At 72.9% G+C, this 19,139-nt stretch carries 20 protein-coding genes; 12 read left to right on the top strand and 8 right to left on the bottom strand.

Annotated features, from left to right (window positions below):
* Positions 1–22: 22 nt before the first annotated feature.
* The gene (locus ABZW32_RS05860; protein ID WP_356211663.1) at positions 23–760 is read left to right on the top strand and encodes a molybdopterin-dependent oxidoreductase; all 738 of its coding nucleotides are present in this window, start codon (positions 23–25) and stop codon (positions 758–760) included.
* A complete protein-coding gene (locus ABZW32_RS05855) occupies positions 744–1,370 on the top strand; it encodes a cytochrome b/b6 domain-containing protein (protein WP_356211660.1) in 627 nt (208 codons plus the stop codon). Before ABZW32_RS05860 ends, ABZW32_RS05855 begins: the two co-directional genes overlap by 17 nt.
* A 42-nt stretch (positions 1,371–1,412) precedes the next feature.
* Here the strand turns inward: ABZW32_RS05855 and ABZW32_RS05850 are convergent, their stop codons facing one another.
* Positions 1,413–2,981 carry a hypothetical protein gene (locus tag ABZW32_RS05850; RefSeq protein WP_356211658.1) on the bottom strand — a complete coding sequence of 523 codons (1,569 nt, stop codon included), beginning with the start codon at positions 2,979–2,981 and terminating at the stop codon, positions 1,413–1,415.
* 265 nt (positions 2,982–3,246) lie between these two features.
* Here ABZW32_RS05850 and ABZW32_RS05845 point away from each other — a divergent pair, with 265 nt between their 5' ends.
* Both ABZW32_RS05845 and ABZW32_RS05840 read left to right on the top strand, forming a co-directional pair.
* Entirely contained in the window at positions 3,247–4,212 is a 966-nt protein-coding gene (locus ABZW32_RS05845) for a fibronectin type III domain-containing protein (protein WP_356211656.1), read from the top strand.
* 172 nt (positions 4,213–4,384) lie between these two features.
* Positions 4,385–6,406, top strand: a complete 2,022-nt coding sequence (locus ABZW32_RS05840; RefSeq protein ID WP_356211654.1) for an NB-ARC domain-containing protein — start codon at positions 4,385–4,387, stop codon at positions 6,404–6,406.
* Between the two features lie 143 nt (positions 6,407–6,549).
* On the opposite strand, the gene ABZW32_RS05835 is transcribed toward ABZW32_RS05840, so the two are convergent.
* Entirely contained in the window at positions 6,550–6,735 is a 186-nt protein-coding gene (locus tag ABZW32_RS05835; RefSeq protein ID WP_100661028.1) for a DUF5999 family protein, read from the bottom strand.
* Positions 6,736–6,890: 155 nt separating this feature from the next.
* Between ABZW32_RS05835 and ABZW32_RS05830 the strand changes: the two genes are divergently transcribed.
* Complete coding sequence (locus ABZW32_RS05830; protein ID WP_356211651.1) at positions 6,891–7,313, top strand: SRPBCC family protein; 423 nt, start codon at positions 6,891–6,893, stop codon at positions 7,311–7,313.
* A gap of 109 nt (positions 7,314–7,422) precedes the next feature.
* Here the strand turns inward: ABZW32_RS05830 and ABZW32_RS05825 are convergent, their stop codons facing one another.
* On the bottom strand, positions 7,423–8,652 hold the full coding sequence (locus tag ABZW32_RS05825; RefSeq protein WP_356211649.1) for an acyl-CoA dehydrogenase family protein: 1,230 nt from the start codon (positions 8,650–8,652) through the stop codon (positions 7,423–7,425).
* 196 nt (positions 8,653–8,848) lie between these two features.
* Here ABZW32_RS05825 and ABZW32_RS05820 point away from each other — a divergent pair, with 196 nt between their 5' ends.
* On the top strand, positions 8,849–9,493 hold the full coding sequence (locus tag ABZW32_RS05820; protein WP_356211646.1) for a TetR family transcriptional regulator: 645 nt from the start codon (positions 8,849–8,851) through the stop codon (positions 9,491–9,493).
* Here the strand turns inward: ABZW32_RS05820 and def are convergent.
* Positions 9,490–10,047 carry a peptide deformylase gene (gene def, locus ABZW32_RS05815; protein ID WP_356211643.1) on the bottom strand — a complete coding sequence of 186 codons (558 nt, stop codon included), beginning with the start codon at positions 10,045–10,047 and terminating at the stop codon, positions 9,490–9,492. The two genes, ABZW32_RS05820 and def, sit on opposite strands and share 4 nt — an antisense overlap.
* 123 nt (positions 10,048–10,170) lie before the next feature.
* Here def and ABZW32_RS05810 point away from each other — a divergent pair, with 123 nt between their 5' ends.
* From ABZW32_RS05810 to ABZW32_RS05785, 6 genes are all read left to right on the top strand, one after another.
* On the top strand, positions 10,171–11,409 hold the full coding sequence (locus ABZW32_RS05810; protein ID WP_266837476.1) for a MurT ligase domain-containing protein: 1,239 nt from the start codon (positions 10,171–10,173) through the stop codon (positions 11,407–11,409).
* 30 nt (positions 11,410–11,439) lie between these two features.
* Positions 11,440–12,168: a glutamine amidotransferase gene (locus ABZW32_RS05805; RefSeq protein WP_100661023.1), complete on the top strand. Its 729-nt coding sequence runs from the start codon at positions 11,440–11,442 to the stop codon at positions 12,166–12,168.
* Between the two features lie 198 nt (positions 12,169–12,366).
* Positions 12,367–13,395: a 6-phosphofructokinase gene (locus ABZW32_RS05800; RefSeq protein WP_356211640.1), complete on the top strand. Its 1,029-nt coding sequence runs from the start codon at positions 12,367–12,369 to the stop codon at positions 13,393–13,395.
* A gap of 92 nt (positions 13,396–13,487) precedes the next feature.
* A complete protein-coding gene (locus tag ABZW32_RS05795) occupies positions 13,488–14,456 on the top strand; it encodes a cytochrome c oxidase assembly protein (protein WP_356211637.1) in 969 nt (322 codons plus the stop codon).
* A 32-nt stretch (positions 14,457–14,488) separates the two neighbouring features.
* Entirely contained in the window at positions 14,489–14,647 is a 159-nt protein-coding gene (locus ABZW32_RS05790) for a hypothetical protein (protein WP_167456808.1), read from the top strand.
* Positions 14,648–14,712: 65 nt separating this feature from the next.
* On the top strand, positions 14,713–15,423 hold the full coding sequence (locus ABZW32_RS05785; RefSeq protein ID WP_356211636.1) for a lysophospholipid acyltransferase family protein: 711 nt from the start codon (positions 14,713–14,715) through the stop codon (positions 15,421–15,423).
* 29 nt (positions 15,424–15,452) lie between these two features.
* Here the strand turns inward: ABZW32_RS05785 and ABZW32_RS05780 are convergent, their stop codons facing one another.
* The 4 genes from ABZW32_RS05780 to ABZW32_RS05765 form a co-directional block, all read right to left on the bottom strand.
* On the bottom strand, positions 15,453–17,117 hold the full coding sequence (locus ABZW32_RS05780; RefSeq protein ID WP_356211633.1) for an alpha/beta hydrolase: 1,665 nt from the start codon (positions 17,115–17,117) through the stop codon (positions 15,453–15,455).
* Positions 17,118–17,310: 193 nt separating this feature from the next.
* Positions 17,311–18,102, bottom strand: a complete 792-nt coding sequence (locus ABZW32_RS05775; protein WP_356211631.1) for an urease accessory protein UreD — start codon at positions 18,100–18,102, stop codon at positions 17,311–17,313.
* The gene (gene ureG, locus ABZW32_RS05770) at positions 18,099–18,785 is read right to left on the bottom strand and encodes an urease accessory protein UreG (RefSeq protein WP_356211628.1); all 687 of its coding nucleotides are present in this window, start codon (positions 18,783–18,785) and stop codon (positions 18,099–18,101) included. The genes ABZW32_RS05775 and ureG overlap by 4 nt, the downstream gene beginning before the upstream one ends.
* A gap of 48 nt (positions 18,786–18,833) precedes the next feature.
* Positions 18,834–19,139, bottom strand: a 306-nt coding sequence (locus ABZW32_RS05765; protein WP_356211626.1) for an urease accessory UreF family protein, incomplete at its 5' end; no start/stop codon positions are given.

Genomic DNA, 19,139 nt, shown 5'->3' with positions numbered 1-19,139 from the left:
GTGCCGGTGGTCGAATCGTCGGGTGAGCACGGATACGCGTACGCAGGACCCCGACGGGCACGGTGCCCCCGTCGGGCGGCGGCTGCTCCTCGGCACCGTCGCGGCCGGCGCCGCCGCGCTGGTCGCCGCGCCCGCCCTGCGCCGGGGTGTGGAGGCCGGGCTGGGGGCGGCGGCCGACCGGGATCCGACCGGGCTGACCGGGCTGCTGCCGAACGGGGGCGGGTTCCGGTACTACTCGGTGGCCGCGTCCGTGCCGGAGCGCGGGGCGGCCGACTACCGGCTGCGCGTCGACGGCCTGGTGGAGCGGCCGATGACCTACGACCTGGCGGCGCTGCGCCGGCTGCCGCAGACCCGGGTGGTCCGCGACGTGCAGTGCGTGACCGGCTGGCGGGTCCCCGGCACCTCCTTCGAGGGGGTCCCGGTGATGCGCCTGCTCGACGCGGCGGGGGTGCGGCCCGAGGGCCGGGCCATCCGGTTCACCTGCTTCGACGGGACGTACACCGAGAGCCTCACCCTCCCGCAGGCGCGGCGCGACGACGTCATGGTGGCCCTGAGCATGCAGGACCGTCCGCTGGAGCACAGCCACGGCGGGCCGGCCCGGCTGTACGTGGCGCCCATGTACTTCTACAAGTCGGCGAAGTGGCTCTCGGGCATCACCGTGACCCGCGAGGCCGAACCCGGCTACTGGGAGGAGCTCGGTTATGACGTGGACGCCTGGGTCGGCCGGTCGAACGGACGCGACGATGCCCCGACCGTCTGAGGCCGGGCCGTCCGGCCCGCACGGGCGAGTGCGGCGGTTCACCCCGGCCGAGCGCTGGGTGCACCGGGTCACGGCCGCCCTCATGGGGCTCTGCCTGGTCACCGCCGGCTGCCTGTACCTGCCGCCGCTCGCCGAGCTGGTGGGGCGCCGGCACCTGGTGGTCACGGTCCACGAGTGGGCCGGTCTGGCGCTGCCCGTGCCCGTCCTGCTGGGGCTCGCCTCGCGCGCCTTCCGCAGCGACCTGCGGGTGCTGAACCGCTTCGGCCCGCACGACCGGGTCTGGCTGCGCTCCGCGCTGCGCCGCCGGGGACCGCGTCCGGCCGGGAAGTTCAACGCCGGGCAGAAGCTCTGGGCGGCCTGGCTCGCCGGGGCGGTGCTGGTGATGCTGGGCACCGGGCTGCTGATGTGGTTCACCCGCCTCGCACCGCTGCTGTGGCGGACCGGCGCCACCTTCGTGCACGACTGGCTGGCCCTGGCGCTGGGGGTCGTACTGGCCGGGCACATCGGAAAGGCCCTGGGCGATCCGGAGGCCCGGCGCGGGATGCGCACCGGTTTCGTCGGGCGGTGGTGGGCCGACGCCGCGCATCCGCTGTGGCGGCCCGGGGACTGAGCCCCCGCCGTTCGGGCGGGGGCCGGTCCGGGCGGCTCCGGGTCAGCCGCCGTCGCGGACGGCGACGATGCCGTTGAACACGCCGACGTAGGCGGTGCCGTCGGGGCCGAGGGTGATCGGCGCCCAGTTGTTGTCGTACAGCGGCCCGGTTCCGGTCAGCTGCCGCCAGCGGCGCTCACCGGTGCGGAAGTCCACCGCGGTGAGGTACCAGGCGTCGATGCCCCAGAAGTTGGGCTCCTTCTCGTAGAAGTAGAGCAGCCCGTTGCCGGTGGAGAGCTTGGGGACGACGGAGGGCGAGCGGATCGCGCTCTGCCACACCGTGTCGCAGCCGCTGCCGTCGGCGCGGACGTCGATGCGGCTGACGCCGCCGGTGACCGACTTGCCGAGGAGCAGCGAGGTGGGGTTCTCGTAGCCGTAGTTGTTCTCGACGACGATGCTGTTGCCCCAGGTGATCAGGGAGTTGTCGGTGGTCGAGGCGCCGGAGCCGAAGACGGGCACCTTGCAGACCAGCCGCCGGTCGGCGGGGACGTCCGCGCCCCGCCGGTAGACGAGGACGTTCATCCGGTCGTCGGCGTTGTCGGTGATGGCGACGTAGCCGTTGCCGAAGAGGTCCGGGGTGGTGCCCGAACCCTGGTTCACGGAGCCGGGCTTGGTGCCGGTCCCCCGGTCGTACGTCTGGCGCCACTGTGCCTCGGGGGTGCCGTCGGCGGTGGCGCGGAAGCTGTAGAGCGCGTGGTCGGTGACGATGGAGACCCCGTCCTCGGCGACCGAGAAGGAGTTCTGGATCTCCTCGTCCTCCAGGCGGATCGAGCGGATCGCGCCCGTGCCCGGGTCGACCGTGCCGACGCGACCCTGGCGGGTGACCCACCAGATGCGGCCGTTCCAGTCGGGCATGACGGAGGTGACCGGGTCACAGGTGCCGCTGGGCCACAGGTTGGTCCAGCTGACGCAGTCGTGGGGCACCTGGCCGGTGAGGTCCCAGTCGTTCTCGACGGTGAACTTCCAGCTGCCGTCGGGGTTCTGGCTGTGGGCGAGGCGCAGGACGTGCTGGCGGGAGTCGGCCAGCACGGCCCGGTCCTGGTTGTCCAGGTAGAAGTAGGCGCCGCCGGAGGTGTCCTTGAAGATCTTCGCGAAGTCGAGGGAGGTGACCGCCTCGACCGTGGAAGAACGCTGCGGGAGCTGGTACTCCGCGAGCGTGGCGAGCGTACGGGGCTCCAGGAGCTTGACCTTGAAGCCGGAGAAGGTGCCGCAGACGGTGACGAGGCGGCCGCCCGCGTCGAAGGTGGCGGTGGCGCACTCACCGCCGAGGGCGGCGATCTTCTCGCTGGTGACCTGCGGGTTCTTGCCGAGCGGGCCGGACCAGGGAGAGGTGGCGCTGCCGGCCGCGTCGGAGTGCATGCCGCTGCGGCCGTTGGGCGCGAGGAAGGGATGCTGCGGCGGTGCTTCGCCGGGCAGCGGCGCCGCGGCGGCGGGGCTCCCCTCGTAGTGGCTGACCAGGCGGTGGCCGGGGGCCTGGGGGATCTCCTCGGCATGGGCCGGGGAGATCCCGCCGATCACCGTCAGGGCGGCGATGGCGGGGACCACGGCGCAGTTCAGCGCTCTTCGGAACATCCGGTCATCCTCCTTTTTCCACAGTGTTGTTGACATTGCGTCTGACATCGCGCCGCGGCCAGACGCTAGATCGCACTGCCCGAGGAGTCCATGGAAGAGCCGGATGATTCACGAAGGCGCAACAGTCGATCATCTGGCCGCGCTCTCGCCCCGGGGGGGGGCCGTTCGGCCACGGCACGGGTCTTGCCCGGTCGGGGCCGCGCATGCCATATATGTCTAGACCTTTACGAGGTCACCGTGGCAAGGAAGCGCAGGAAGGCCCCCCGTGCGACGCACCGCTCCCCCGCACCCCCTCCCCCTGACCCTCGCGCTGTGCCTGGCGGCCGGCGCGCTGGCCGGGTGCGGCTCCGGCGACACCCGCCCCCCGCACTCACCCGCCGGGCTCACCGCCCAGGCGGGCAGCGCCACTTCGGTCCATGTGATGTGGGAGTCGGCCGCGCCCGCCGACGGGGTCACCGGCTACCAGGTCTTCCAGGCCGGGCAGCTGGTCAAGGAACTGCCGGCCGACCGGACGATGGTGGACGTGACCGGGCTCGCCCCGCGGACGGCCTACGACTTCACCGTCCGCGCCCGGGACGCCGCCGGGAACCGCTCCGCCCCCAGCGCGCCCGTACGGGCCACCACCCCGGCGGCCCGGCCCGAGGACCGCGTGCCCCCCACCGCCCCGCCCACCACCACCGGCCGCGCCGAGGGCCCCCGGACGGTCCGGCTCGACTGGACCCCGGCCACGGACGACACGGGCGTGACCGGCTACGACGTCTACCAGGGCGGCGTCCGCATCCACACGGCCGGCCCCGCCGAGCGGGGCACCTCGCTGACCGGCCTGCAGCCGGGCACCGCCTACTCCTTCACCGTCCGCGCCCGCGACGGCGCCGACAACTCCTCGCCCGACGGCCCCGCCGTCGCCGTGACCACCCCGGCCGACCCCGACCGGGCCCCGGACACCGCGCCCGGCGACCTCACCGCGACCGCCTCCCCCGGCGCGGTCGACCTGAGCTGGAACCCGCCGGACACGGGGCGCCCCACGAGCGAGTACCAGCTCTACGTCAACGACCGGCCCGTCACCGTCATCCAGTTCGGGGCGGGAGCCGTACCGGCCGGCCGCGCCTCCTACCGGATCGACACGGCCGAACCGGCCGGGACCTCCTGGACCCTGAAACTCCGCGCCCGCCTGCCCGACGGCAACTGGGGAGCCTTCTGCGAAGAGCGCCGGATCACCCTCGCCGGCTGAGGCGGCCGACGTCGGCCGGCCCGCCGTCACCCGCACGGCGCACGGCGATCCGAAGCGAACGGCCGTGCCGTGAAAGAAGATCGCGCACAATACATCCGTGTTCGGTGAGTACTCGGTCAACGACAATCAGGCAGACTCCGCGGGTGTCGGCCCTGCGCCAGACTCTTGCGCCGTGCCGGGAAATCTGCCGCCGGACGTGGCGAGCTTCGTCGGTCGCGAGGGTGAACTCACCCTGCTCGACCGTCTGTTGGGCGAACGAAGACTGATCACCCTGACCGGGGTCGGCGGCGTGGGCAAGTCCCGCCTCGCCCGCCGGGCCGTCGGCCGGGCCGCGGACCGGCGCGACGGGGTCTGGTGGGTACAGCTCTCGCCGCTGCGCGACCCCAGACTGCTCACCACCACGGTGGCCCACGCCGTCGGTCTCGCCGACCACTCCGCGCAGCCCCTCGACGAGGAACTGTGCGCGTGGATGGCGGACAAGGAGATCCTCCTCGTCCTCGACACCTGCGAACACCTCGTCTCCGAGGTGCGGCACCTGGCGGGCGAACTCCTGCAGTCCGCCCCGGGCCTGACCGTGCTGACCACCTCCCGGGAGCGGCTGGGCTCCCCCGGCGAGCGGGTCGTCGAGGTCCGCCCGCTGCCCTCCGAGGGCCCCGACAGCGACGCCCTGGCCCTCTTCCGGGCCCGCGCCCTGGCCGCCGCCCCCGAGGCCGCCGCCGCCGTCTTCGCCGACCCGGACCGCACCCGCACCGCCGCCGAGGTCTGCCGCCGCCTGGACGGCATCCCGCTCGCCCTGGAACTGGCGGGCGCCCGGCTGCGGTTGTGGACGCTGGAGCAGATGGCGCAGCGTCTGGGCGCCCGCTTCGAGGTGCTCGCCGACACCCGGGCCGCGCGCCTGCCCCGGCACCAGACCATGCGCACCGCGATCGGGTGGAGCCACGAGCTGTGCGAGCCCGTGGAGCGGCTGCTGTGGTCCCGGCTGTCGGTGTTCACCGGGGACTTCGACGTGGCGGCCGCCCGGGCCGTGTGCTCCGGCGGGCCGCTGGCCCCGGGGCGGGTGGAACGGGTCCTGGAGGGGCTGGTCGCCAAGTCCGTCGTACGCCGCTCCCGGGAACGGGGGGCGGGCGCCCGCTACCTGATGCTGGACACGATCCGCGAGTTCGGCCACGACTGGCTGGTGGAGCTGGGCGAGGTACGGTCCGTCGCCGACCGGCACGCCCACTGGTACGCCGCGCTGTCGCAGGCCGCCGACGAGGGCTGGATGGGGTCCGGCCAGGTGGACTGGTACCGCAGGATGACCGCCGAGCACGCGCAGCTGCGCACCGCCCTGGAGCACCTCCTCGCCGCCGACCCGGCCGCGGCCCTGGAGATGGCCGGAGCCCTGTGGTTCTTCTGGTTCGCCTGCGGGCACGTCCACGAGGGCCGGCGCTTCCTGGAACGGGCCCTGGACGAGGCACCGCCCGGGGGCGCCGCCCGGGCCCAGGGGCTGTGGGCCCTCGGCCTGACGATGCTGCTCCAGGGCGACCTGGACCCGGCCCGGGAGACCGGCCTGCGGTGTGCCCGCGCGGCCGCCCCGCTCGGCGACCCGGAGCCGGAGCTGCGCGCCGCCTACCTGCGGGCCGTGTCGGTCCTGATGCCGGGCGACCCGACGACGGCGATCGCGCTGGCAGGGCCCCGGGCGCGGGCGGGCCACGGCGGCCGCACCAGCGGCGCGGGCTGGCTGCTGTGCCGGCTGGCCACCGGGTACGCCCTGTGCGACCTGGGGCGCTACGAGGAGGCCGCCGAGGAGGCCCGGGGGCTGCGGGAGTCCTGTGCGGAGCTGGGCGAGCGCTGGCTGAGGGCGTACGCGGACTACGTCCTGGCCGTCGCGGCGCTGGGGCTCGGCCAGTACGGGGAGGCGGCCCGGCACGTGCGCGCGATGCTCTCCGGGAAGCGGCTGCTCGGCGACCGCTTCGGCATCGCGCTGGGCCTGGACGTGCTCGCGGCCGCGGTGGCGGCCCTGGGCGACGGGGAGCTGGCCGCGCGGCTGCTCGGCACCGGGCACGCCTGGTGGCGCACGGTCGGCCGCCCGCAGATGGGCTCGCCCTCGCTGACCGCCCTGCGGGACCAGGGCGAACGGCAGGCGCGGGCCGCGATCGGCGACGCGGCGTACGAGACCGCGTTCCTGGGCGGTACTGAGGCGTCCACCGGCTGATCGCCTTCCGGTGGACGCCGTAATGCCGGGGCTCCCGTCAGTACGGGAGGGGTCTGCCCGACGGTGTGCGCAGGTCCAGGTCTCGTGGGGCGGGCTTGGGGACGGGCTTGCGGATCAGCTGCTGGCGCATGCTGCCTCCTCGCTCAGACCAGGGCCGGCCGACGGGGTTCCACCGTCCGGCCTTCGGGGAGCAGTTCACCGGTGTCGTCGAACACCACCACGCCGTTGCAGAGCAGGCTCCAGCCCTGTTCGGGATGGGAGGCCACGACGCGCGCGGCCTCGTGGTCGGCGCTGTCGGCGGGCGGGCAGGGGGGCTGGTGGGAGCACATGGCGCACCTCCTCGCAGTGTGGGGCGGGAGGGCCGGTGGTCACCCGGTCGAATCCGCGATCCACGGTGGCGGTGAGTATTGCCGATCGCCGCCCCCGGACGGAACCCATATTCGAGGTCCAGTTCAGGGTGTGTATGCCCGCTTACCATGCGCTCATGCCCGTCATCCGGATCATTCGCCGCAGCCCGCTCGCCCCGGCCGACGCCTGGAGGCGGGTGACGGACTGGGAACGCCACGGCGCGCAGGTCCCGCTGACCCGGACGATCATCTGGACCGCGCCGCCGACGCGTGCCGGAACCCGCTTCACGGCCCGCACCGGAGTGGCCGGAATCACCTTCGACGACCCGATGGAGGTCGTGCGCTGGGAGCCGCCCCGGCTCGTCCGGCTCGAAAAGCGCGGCCGGGCGGTGACGGGCTGGGCCGAGATCGAGGTCCGGCCGGGCCCCGGCGGGGGCTCCGAGGTCCTCTGGCGGGAGGAGCTCCGCGTACGCGGCCTGCCCCGCCTCCTGGACCCCCTCACGGCCCGCGCGGCCCACGCCCTCTTCACCCGCGCCCTGACCCGCCTCCTACGCCCCTGAGCCCCGGCCGCGCCCCCGCGAACCCGGCCCCACGGGCCCGTACGCCACGGCGCCGCGGGCGCCCGGGTGCCGCCCCGCGGCCCCGGGGCGGCACCCGGGGCCGGCGCGGCTAGCGGATCGGCATGCCGGAGAGCGTGCGGGCGATCACCAGGCGCTGGATCTCGCTCGTCCCCTCGAAGATCGTGTAGATGGCCGCGTCGCGGTGCATCCGCTCCACCGGGTACTCCCGGGTGAAGCCGTTGCCGCCGAGGATCTGCACCGCCTGCGCGGTGACCTTCTTGGCCACCTCGCTCGCGTACAGCTTCGACATCGAGCCCTCCGCCGCGGTGAACGGCCTTCCGGCGACCGCCATCCAGGACGCGCGCCACACCAGCAGCCGGGCCGCGTCGATCTGCGTGCGCATGTCCGCGAGCTGGAAGGCCACGCCCTGGTTGTCGATGATCGGGCGGCCGAACTGGGTGCGGGTCTTCGCGTAGTCGAGGGCGACCTCGTACGCGGCGCGGGCCGTGCCGACCGCCATCGCCCCGACCGCGGGCCGGGAGGCCTCGAAGGTGGCCATCGCGGCGTTCTTCACCCGCTCGCCGCCGCCGGCCGCCGCCCGCTCGCGGGCCCGCGCCAGGCGCTCGTCGAGCTTCTCCTTGCCGCCGAGCAGGCAGGACCCGGGCACCCGTACGTCCTCCAGGACCACTTCCGCGGTGTGCGAGGCGCGGATGCCGTGCTTCTTGAACTTCTGGCCCTGCGAGAGGCCGGGCGTGGCCGGCGGCACGATGAAGGAGGCGTGCCCCTTGGTGCCGAGCTCCGGGTCGACCACGGCGACGACGATGTGGACGTTGGCTATGCCGCCGTTGGTCGCCCAGGTCTTGGTACCGTTGAGCACCCACTCGTCCTTGGCCTGGTCGTACACGGCCCGGGTGCGCATCGCGCCGACGTCGGATCCGGCGTCCGGCTCGGAGGAGCAGAAGGCGGCGACCTTCACGTCGTCCGGGGTGCCGTACATCTGCGGGATCCAGGTGCCGATCTGCTCCTCGGTGCCGTTGGCGACGACGCCGATGGCCGCGAGTCCGGTGCCCACGATCGACAGGGCGATGCCCGCGTCGCCCCAGAAGAGCTCCTCCATGGCCATCGGGACGCCGAGGCCGGTGGGGTCGAAGAACTGCTGGGCGTAGAAGTCCAGGGAGTAGATGCCGACCTTGGCGGCCTCCTGGATGACGGGCCAGGGAGTCTCTTCGCGCTCGTCCCATTCCGCGGCCGCGGGCCTGATCACGTCCGCGGCGAAACCGTGGATCCAGTCGCGGACCTGCTTCTGGTCCTCGTTGAGCTCCATGGTGAACTCCGCCATGTCCCCTCCAGCTGTCTCACACCGCCACCGGCAGACCCACGTCCGCGAGTTACTGCGGGTAACCTGAACAATGGCCACAGTGTGTTACCGGCCGGTAAGCACTGTCAAGCGACGCCGATTCGATCGCGAGGGTGTGCGGGGTGTTACGTTGCGTGGGCGTCACGCACCATCGCAAGGGCGGGGAGAGAAACACGTCATGCACACCACTGCGCAGGCCGGTGAGCCGGGAGCGGCCGAACGCCGTCGGCGGGAGCTTCTGGAGGCGGCGGACCGCGTCGTGCTGCGGGACGGCCCCAAGGCCTCGATGAACGCCATCGCCGCCGAGGCGGGCATCACGAAGCCCATCCTCTACCGGCACTTCGGCGACAAGGCGGGGCTCTACCAGGCCCTCGCGGTCCGGCACACCGACGCCCTGCTGGACTCGCTGCGGGCCGCCCTCGACGCGCCCGCCGAGCGGCGCCACCGGGTGGAGGCCACCCTCGACACCTATCTCGCGGCCATCGAGGCCCGGCCCCAGGTCTACCGGTTCCTGATGCACCCGGCCGAGGACTCGCAGAGCACCGAGCGCGGCTTCGACGTGGGCCTGCACTCGGCCCCGCTGCTGCGCCGCCTCGGCGAGGAACTGGCCCAGGTCATCGGCGAACGGGTCGACCTCGGACCGGGCGGCGAACGCACGGCCCGGATCTGGGGCCACGGCATCGTCGGCATGATGCACGCGGCCGGGGACTGGTGGCTCGGCGAACGCCCCTGCGGCCGGGCCGAGCTGGTGACCGGCCTCACGGACCTGCTCTGGGGCCGGCTCGCCACCGCGGGCAACCGCGTGGACGGCCCCGGGTTCTAGGCCCTGTCGTCGCCGACGGGGCCCCACGGCGCCTTGCGGATGGCCCGGCGCAGCCGGCGGGCGCGCAGCCCGGTCACCCGGTCCGCGTACACGGTGCCGTCGAGGTGGTCGCACTCGTGCTGGAGGCACCGGGCGAAGAACCCGGTGCCCTCGATCCGTACCGGGGACCCGTCCGAGGTCACCCCCTCGACGACCGCGCGGTCGAAGCGGGCGGTGCCCGCCTCCAGGCCCGGCAGGGACAGACAGCCCTCCGGGCCTAGGAACTCGTCCCCGTCGGCGAGGACCAGACGCGGATTGACGACGTGGCCGACGTGGCGGACGTCATCGTCGTCGGGGCAGTCGTAGACGAAGACCCGCTGCCCCACGCCGACCTGGTTCGCGGCGAGGCCGACGCCCTCGGCGGCGTACATCGTGGCGAACATGTCCTCGATGAGACGGTCGAGTTCGGGGCCGAAGGCGGTGACCTCCGCGCAGGCGGAACGGAGCACCGGATCACCCAGCAGGCTCATGGTGCGGACGAGTCCGGTGGTACCGGGGATGGGGCGCTGTCGCATGGCCGTAAGGGTACGACGGACGAATATATGAGGAGATCCGCGGCGTCCCTGGGGCGCCGCGGTCAAGGCCCCGGCCGGTACTGGATAGGCTGGGGCCGACCGACGCAAGGAGGACAAGGGACGATGGCAGGCAACACGGAGCCGCTTTCGCCGCGGGCCAAGCTGGCCGTGACGGCGGGCAAGGCCGCGGCGGCGGTGTCGCGGGCCGCGGGACGCGGAAGCGGATCGGTGATCGGTGGCAAGGTCGCACTCAGGCTGGACCCCGATCTTCTCGGCGCGCTGGCGCAGCATCTCGATGTCGTCCTCGTCTCCGCGACGAACGGCAAGACCACGACGACCCGCCTGATCGCGGAGGCCCTGCGGGCCAGCGGTCCGGTCGTCTCGAACGCGCTGGGCGCCAACATGCCGGCGGGCATCACCTCCGCCCTGGCCGGCGGCTCGGACGCCAAGTACGGCGTCATCGAGGTCGACGAGAAGTACCTGGCCGGGGTGGCCCGGGACGTCACCCCCAAGGTGATCGCCCTGCTGAACCTCTCCCGCGACCAGCTGGACCGCGCGGCCGAGACCCGCATGCTCGCCGAGAAGTGGCGCGAGGGCCTCCAGGGCTCCAAGGCCGTGATCGTGGCGAACTGCGACGACCCGCTGATCGTGTGGTCGGCGTCGTCCTCGCAGAACGTGGTGTGGGTGGCGGCAGGCCAGGAGTGGAAGGACGACGCCTGGTCGTGCCCCTCCTGCGGCGGCGTCATGCAGCGACCGGGCGACGACTGGTTCTGCGGCGAGTGCGGCTTCCGCCGCCCCACCCCGAGCTGGGTGCTCTCCGGCGACCACGTGCTCGACCCGCACGGCAGCGCATGGCCGATCCACCTCCAGCTGCCGGGCCGCGCGAACAAGGCCAACGCCGCCACCTCGGCCGCCGTGGCCGCTGTCTTCGGCGTGCCCCCGCAGGTCGCGCTGGAGCGCATGTACCAGGTCCAGGCCGTGGCCGGACGGTACGACGTGGTGAACTTCATGGGCCGTGAGCTGCGGCTGCTGCTCGCGAAGAACCCGGCGGGCTGGCTCGAAACGTTTTCGCTGATCGACCCGCCGCCCACGCCGGTGATCCTTTCGGTGAACGCGCGCGGCGCCGACGGCACGGACACGTCCTGGCTGTGGGACGTGGACTACCCGCGCCTCGCCGGCCACCCGATCTTCGTGATCGGCGACCGCAAGCTGGACCTCGCGGTCCGCCTGGAAGTGGCCGGTCTGGACTTCCGGGTCTGCGAGACCATCGACGAGGCCGTGCAGCTGGCGCCGCCCGGTCAGATCGAGCTGATCGCCAACTACACCGCCTTCCAGGACGTGCGCCGCCGCGTCGGCAACTAGCACCCCGTCAGAACCGCAGAGGACAAGAGCATGAGCGACAACAGCCTGCGTCTGGTGTGGGTCTACCCGGACCTGCTCAGCACGTACGGAGACCAGGGCAACGCCCTCGTGGTGGAGCGCCGGGCGCGCCAGCGCGGCCTGGACGTGCAGCGCGTGGACGTGCGCAGCGACCAGCCCATCCCCACCTCGGGCGACATCTACCTGATCGGTGGCGGCGAGGACCGGCCGCAGCGGCTGGCCGCGGAGCGGCTGCTGCGCGACGGCGGCCTGGAGCGCGCCGTCTCGAACGGGGCGATCGTCTTCTCCGTGTGCGCCGGGTACCAGATCCTCGGCAAGGAGTTCGTCAACGACATGGGCCAGCGCCAGGAGGGGCTGGGCCTGCTGGACGTCGTGACCGTGCGCGGCGAGGGCGAGCGGTGCGTCGGCGACGTGCTGGCGGACATCGACCCGCGCCTGAACCTGCCGCCGCTGACGGGCTTCGAGAACCACCAGGGCGTCACGCACCTGGGCCCGACGGCCAAGCCCTTCGCCCGGACCCGGCTGGGCCGCGGCAACGGCACCGGCGACGGCACCGAGGGCGCGTACAGCGACACCGTCTTCGGCACGTACATGCACGGACCCGTGATGGCCCGCAACCCGCTGATCGCGGACCTGCTGCTGAAGCTGGCCCTCGACGTGAACGCGCTGCCGCCCCTGGACGACCGCTGGTACGAGGCCCTGCGCAACGAGCGCATCGCGGCGGCCACGCAGCCCGCGTAGCCCCGCCCCGCGCCCGCCGTACCGTCCGTCGGCCCGGACCCCCCAGGGGGTCCGGGCCGACGTCCGTTCGTACGATTGTTCTGACCAGCATGTGGAGGATGGTTCAGTCCACCGGGAATCCGCTTGTAGGCTGGCAGCCAGTTCCAACCGGACGACGTGGTCCGGTCGTCGGCCCACGTTGCAAAGGTTCCTCCTGCCATGCGCATTGGTGTGCTCACTTCCGGCGGCGACTGCCCCGGCCTCAATGCCGTCATCCGTTCCGTCGTGCACCGCGCCGTGGTCGACCACGGCGACGAGGTCATCGGCTTCCACGACGGCTGGCGCGGCCTGCTGGAGTGCGACTACCGCAAGCTCGACCTCGACGCCGTGGCCGGCATCCTGGCCCGCGGCGGCACCATCCTCGGCTCCTCCCGCGTCCAGCCCGCGCACCTGCGCGACGGTGTGGAGCGGGCCCGGGGGCACGTCGCCGACCTCGGCCTGGACGCGATCATCCCGATCGGCGGCGAGGGCACCCTGAAGGCCGCCAACCTGCTCGCGCAGGGCGGGCTGCCGATCGTCGGCGTGCCGAAGACCATCGACAACGACATCGCCTCGACGGACGTCACCTTCGGTTTCGACACGGCCGTGGGCGTCGCCACCGAGGCCCTGGACCGGCTGAAGACCACCGCCGAGTCCCACCAGCGCGTGATGGTCGTGGAGGTCATGGGCCGCCACACCGGCTGGATCGCCCTGCACTCGGGCATGGCGGCGGGCGCGCACGCGATCGTCGTACCGGAGCGCCCCTTCGACATCGAGGAGCTGACGGCGATCGTCGGCGAGCGCTTCTCGGCGGGCAAGCGGTTCGCGATCGTCGTGGTCGCCGAGGGCGCCAAGCCCGCTCCGGGCTCCTCGATGGCCGTCGAGGAGGGCGGTACGGACATGTACGGCCACGAGCGGTTCGCCGGCATCGGCAACCGGCTCGCCGTCGAGCTGGAGGCCCGGCTCGGCAAGGAGGCCCGTCCGGTCATCCTCGGCCACGTCCAGCGCGGCGGCACCCCCACCGCCTACGACCGCGTCCTCGCCACCCGCTTCGGCTGGCACGCGGTGGAGGCGGCGCACCGGGGCGAGTTCGGGATGCTGACGGCGCTGCGCGGCACCGACATCGTGATGGTGCCGCTGGCCGAGGCCACGTCGACCCTGAAGACCGTTCCGGCGGACCGGTACGAAGAGGCACAGAACGTCCTGTGATGTTTCCCCCCTGCTGAGTGCCGCCCCCGGACGCGATCGCGTCCGGGGGCGGCACTACTGTGGTGGAGCGCCACAGTCAAGGGAGTGAACAGATGGATCACAGCGGTCACGGCATGACCATGGACATGGACATGAACATGGACCTGCCGCCGTTCACCCTCGGGCGCGGGCTGGAGTTCTCCTTCGACGCCTTCTTCCTGTTCGGCTCCCTGCTGGGGCTGGCCCTGTACGGGTGGGGCGTGCTGCGCCTGCGCCGGCGCGGGGACGCCTGGCCGGTGGGCCGGACGGTCGCCTTCGTGACGGGCGTGCTGAGCGTGGCACTGATGATGTGCACCAAGCTGAACGACTACGGCATGGTCATGTTCAGCGTCCACATGGTCCAGCACATGGTGATCAGCATGGTCAGCCCGATCCTGCTGCTGCTGGGCGCGCCGGTCACGCTGGCGCTGCGCGCGCTGCCGCCCGCCGCCCGCGGCAGCAAGGGCCCCCGCGAGCTGCTCCTGATGCTGCTGCACAGCCGGTACATGCGGATCATCACGCATCCGGCCTTCACCATCCCGATGTTCATCGCCAGCCTCTACGGCCTGTACTTCACCCCGCTCTTCGACTTCCTCATGGAGTCGAAGACCGGCCACATCGCGATGATGGTCCACTTCCTCGCGGTCGGCCTGATCTTCTTCTGGCCGATCATGGGCGTGGACCCGGGTCCGCACCGCCCCGGATACGTGATGCGGATGCTGGAGCTCTTCGCGGGCATGCCCTTCCACGCCTTCTTCGGCATCGCCCTGATGATGGCGAGCGAGCCGATGATCGGGACGTACCAGAACCCGCCGGCCTCCCTCGGCATCGATCCGCTGCTCGACCAGCAGTGGGGCGGCGGGATCGCCTGGGCGTTCAGCGAGATCCCCTCGGTGCTGGTGCTGATCGCGCTGGTCTACCAGTGGTACCACTCGGAGCAGCGCGCGGCGAAGCGCTCGGACCGGGCCGAGGAGCGCAACGGCGACCAGGAGCTGGAGGCGTACAACGCGTACCTCGCCTCGCTCCAAGGGCGCGGCCAGTAGCGCTCGGGCCGTCCCAGGCGCCACCATGGGGCATGACCGGATCCGTTAAGGCGATGGCGGTGACGACCTTCGCCGCCCTGGTGGCCGTCTCCGCGTACTCCGTGGCGCTCGGCAGCAACGGCTGGCTGTGGTTCGGCTGGGTGGTGCTGGGCCTGCTGACCCTGGGGATGGCCGCCGCCGGCAGCGCCTGAGCGGGCCGCGTACGCCTCGCTCCCGGCCGGCCGCGGGGCGACCGTCGGGCGAAGGGAAGCACCGGGTGTTCTACCACTTGCTCAAGCACGTGCTGCTCGGACCGTTGCTGCGGATGCTGTTCCGGCCGCGGATCGAGGGGCTGGAGAACATCCCCGCGGAGGGGGCGGCGATCGTCGCGGGCAACCACCTGTCCTTCTCCGACCATTTCCTGATGCCCGCGATCCTCAAGCGCCGGATCACCTTCCTGGCGAAGGCCGAGTACTTCACCGGACCGGGCCTCAAGGGCAGGCTGACCGCCGCGTTCTTCCGAAGCGCCGGCCAGATCCCGGTGGACCGCTCCGGCAAGGACGCCGGTCAGGCGGCGCTGCGCGAGGGCCTCGGGGTGCTCGCCCGGGGCGAGCTGCTCGGGATCTACCCGGAGGGCACGCGCTCGCACGACGGGCGGCTCTACAAGGGCAAGGTCGGGGTGGCGGCGATGGCGCTCGGCGCCGGGGTCCCGGTGGTTCCGTGCGCGATGGTCGGCACCTTCGAGATCCAGCCGCCCGGCCGGCGGATCCCGAAGATCCGGCGGGTCACGATCCGCTTCGGCGCACCGATGGAGTTCTCCCGCTACGCGGGCATGGAGCGGGAGCGGGCCGTCCTGCGCGCCGTCACGGACGAGATCATGTACGCGGTCCTCGGCCTCTCGGGCCAGGAGTACGTGGACCGGTACGCCGCCGAGGTCAAGGCCGAGGAGGAGGAGAAGCGGAAGAAGGCCCGGCGCGGTCCGCGCTGAGCCTTCTCCCTCGTCACTTCTCCGGGTCCTTAACGGACGGCCGGGAGCTCCTCACGCACCGCGAGCCCGTCGGCCGGGGCCTGGGCGAGCGACTTGGCGGCGGCCGGGGCCGGCGCCACCGGGGTGGCGTGCGGACCGCACTTGACGTCCTGCGCGTCTACCTTGCCGGTCAGCAGGTAGGCGTCCACGCGGGTGTTGATGCAGGGGTTGACCAGGCTGGTCACACCGTGCGAGCCGGCGTTCTGCTCGGTGATCAGGCGCGAACCGGCCAGGCGGCGGTGCAGCTCGACACCACCCTCGTACGGGGTGGCCGCGTCACGCTCGGACTGGACGATCAGGACCGGCGCGATGCCGCGCTTGGCACCGACCTCGATCGGGGTGCTCTGCTTCGACTTCCAGGTCGCGCAGGGCAGGTTCATCCAGGCGTTCGACCAGGTCAGGAAGGGGTACTTCTTGTGGAGCGCGGTGTTGTCGCGGTCCCACTTGGCCCAGCTGGTCGGCCACTTGGCGTCGGCGCACTCGACCGCGGTGTAGACGGCGTTGCCGTTCTCCGAGGCGATGTTGCCCGCGGTGTCGGACATGTCGGGGGCGACGGCGTCGATCAGCGGCTTCTCGTCACCGGCGGCCCAGGCGCTGAACGCCTGCGCGACCGGCACCCAGGAGGAGTCGTAGTACGGCGCCTTCTGGAAGAAGCCGAGCAGCTCGTTCGGACCGGCCACGCCGCCGAGCGGGTTGGCCTTGGCCTTGCCGCGCAGCTCCAGCCACTTGGCCTCGACCTTGGCGCGGGTGTCGCCGAGGTGGAAGGAGGCGTCGTTCTTGGCGACCCAGTCCTCCCAGTCGTTCCAGCGCATCTGGAAGGCGACGTCCTGCTCCAGGTTGGCCTGGTACCAGATGTTGTCCTGCTTGGGGTTGACCACGCTGTCGACGATCATGCGGCGCACGTGGGACGGGAAGAGGGTCGCGTAGACCCCGCCCAGGTAGGTGCCGTAGGAGACGCCGAGGTAGTTCAGCTTCTGCTCACCGAGGGCGGCCCGGATCACGTCCAGGTCGCGCGCGGTGTTGGGAGTGGTCATGTGCGGCAGCATCTCGCCGCTGCGCTCCTTGCAGCCGTCCGCGTACTCGGCGGCGAGCTTGCGCTGGGCGCGCTTGTCGGCCTCGTTGGACGGGACCGGGTCGGCCTTGGGAGCCTTGACGAACTCCTGCGGGTCGATGCAGGAGATCGGCGCGGAGTGGCCGACGCCGCGGGGGTCGAAGCCCACGAAGTCGTAGGCCTTCGAGGTGTTGACCCACAGCGGGCTCTTGTTCACGATCCGGAGCGGGAAGCGCATGCCGGAGCCGCCCGGGCCACCCGGGTTGTAGACGAGCGCGCCCTGGCGCTCCTCCTTGGTGCCGGTGCTCACGGCGCGGTCGACCGCGAGGTCGATGGTCTTGCCGAAGGGCTTGGTGTAGTCGAGCGGGACCTTGACCCAGCCGCACTGGACCGGCTTCGCGAAGCCCCAGTCGGCAGGACAGTCCTTCCAGTCGATGCCGGCGCGCGCGGCGCGGGCGGCGGCGATCTGGGCGCCGACCGCTTCCGCGGCCCCGTTGTCCCGGCCGGCCGAAGCCGCCGAGGCGGACGGCGCGAGCAGCAGGCCCGCCGCCAGTGCGCCGGTGATCAGAGTGGCAGCGCTCCCCAGCGCTGCAGTGCGTATCACGTGGTTGTTCCCCCTGCTCATGTGCCGCCGTGGGCGGCCGGATTCGGTCGAGTTCGGTCGTCGGCGTGCAGGGGGATCCTTTCGCCTGACCGATACCCAACAACAGAGTCAGGTCGAGTTCTTTGCCAACCCGATAACCGGAAACGGGTGTACCGCTGAGCGGTGTCCCATTCGCCCCGAGTATGACCCCCCGTCACCACCCGTATGCGCGGGCCGCCTCGTCCAGCAGCTCGCGCAGCCGCAGTGCGTCCGGGGCCAGGGCCGTCACGAGCACCGCGGGACCCGCCAGCGGGGTGGCCGCCGCGAACTCCCCGAGCACCCGCGCCCCGGGCGGGTCGGCTTCGAACCGCGGGTCCACCACCAGCAGCTGGCCGAGCGCCCGGTGGCCCGCGATCCCCGCCGGGCCGTCCCATCCCCCGGGGGCGCCGGGCCCGCAGGACAGTTCCTGGTCCAGCAGGGGCCGGCCGCCCCGGGTGACCGTGAGCCGGGCGCGCAGCGTGCCGGGGGCTTCCCCGGTACGCCCCAGGACCTGTTCCTCACGGAACATCAGCCTTGCGCCGGGCGCCAGTTCGGCCCGGGTGCGCACGCGCAGGTCGCTGCCGCGCACGGAGACGAGCTGCTCCGGGAGCCAGCGCACCGCCGCGTCCTCGGCGAGCGAGAGGCGTACGTCGTACCGCGCGGGCTCGCCGCCCCGGCCGGGCAGGGCCAGGGTGGCGGCCGCCGAGCGCAGCGCCAGCCGGGCGCCCGGCCCCGCGTCGGCCTCCACCGTGAGGTGGTCGCCGCCCAGGGGGGCGCTCATCGCGCCGACCAGCATCACCCCGGCCTCGGCGCCCTCGTCCCGGGTGCGGCGCAGGGCCAGCGGCCCCTCCCCGGCCAGCAGGGGCAGTGCGGTGCCGCCGCGCCCGTCGCGGACGGCGCCGATCCGGGCGGTGGCCCGCAGTCCGGCCGGGGGCGGCGGAGCGGTGACGGGGGCCGCGGCGGTCACCGTACGACCCAGGCGGCGATCCGCTCGCGCACCCAGGCGGCCACCGGGGCCACTCCCTCGGTACCGCGCAGGGACTGGAAGGCGACGGGCAGTTCCCCGCGCTGGGCGGCCGCGTCGCGGGCCATCCGCTCCAGGTCGGAGCCGACGTGCGGGGCGAGGTCGGTCTTGTTGACGACCAGCAGGTCCGCGGTGGTGACGCCGGGGCCGCCCTTGCGCGGGATGTCGTCACCGCCGGCCACGTCGATGACGAAGATCTGGGCGTCGACCAGGCCGCGGGAGAAGGTGGCGGTGAGGTTGTCGCCGCCGGACTCGACGAGGATCAGGTCGAGCGGACCCACACTGTCCTCCAGCTCCTCGACGGCCTCCAGGTTCGCGGAGATGTCGTCGCGGATGGCGGTGTGCGGGCAGGCCCCGGTCTCGACGGCGCTGATCCGCTCGGGCGGCAGGACCGCCTCGCGGAGCAGGAACTCGGCGTCCTCACGGGTGTAGATGTCATTGGTGACGACGGCCATGGACAGTTCGGCGCGCAGGGCCCGGCAGAGCGCGGCGACGGTCGCGGTCTTGCCGGAGCCGACGGGCCCGCCGAGTCCGATGCGCAGGGCGCGGCGGCTGCCGTCGGCACGGTGCGGGTCCGCGCTGTGGGTGTGGCGCTGGGGGTACGTCACGTCGTGGTCGAGGTGCACGGGGTCTCCTTGGAAGTGGTGTGGGTGGCCGGCCGGGGCACGGTCCGCTCAGGAGGCGAAGAGGCGGACCGGCCAGTCGGCATGGACCTGCGCCGCGATCTCCAGCAGGGGCGAGGAGGGGGCGGGCAGCGCGTCCGTGCCCTCGGTACGGGCGAGCAGGGCGGCCTCGGCGGCCCGCGCGGCCACGGCGTCGAGCTCGGGTGCCAGCCGCGCCAGCACCGCGCTGGCCTCGAAGGGGTCCAGGCCGAGCAGCCGGACCGTCGCGGTCGCCGGACCGCTGACGCTCTCGTACGCCGCCACGTGGGCGGCGTCGAGCGCCCCGAGCCCGGCCGCCCGGGCGGCGGTCCCGAGCAC

The sequence above is a fragment of the Streptomyces sp. NPDC004667 genome (assembly GCF_040609475.1).
Classification (GTDB): Bacteria; Actinomycetota; Actinomycetes; order Streptomycetales; family Streptomycetaceae; genus Streptomyces.
The sequence above is the reverse complement of the archived record's forward strand: the minus strand, read 5'-3'. Positions and strand labels throughout refer to the sequence as shown.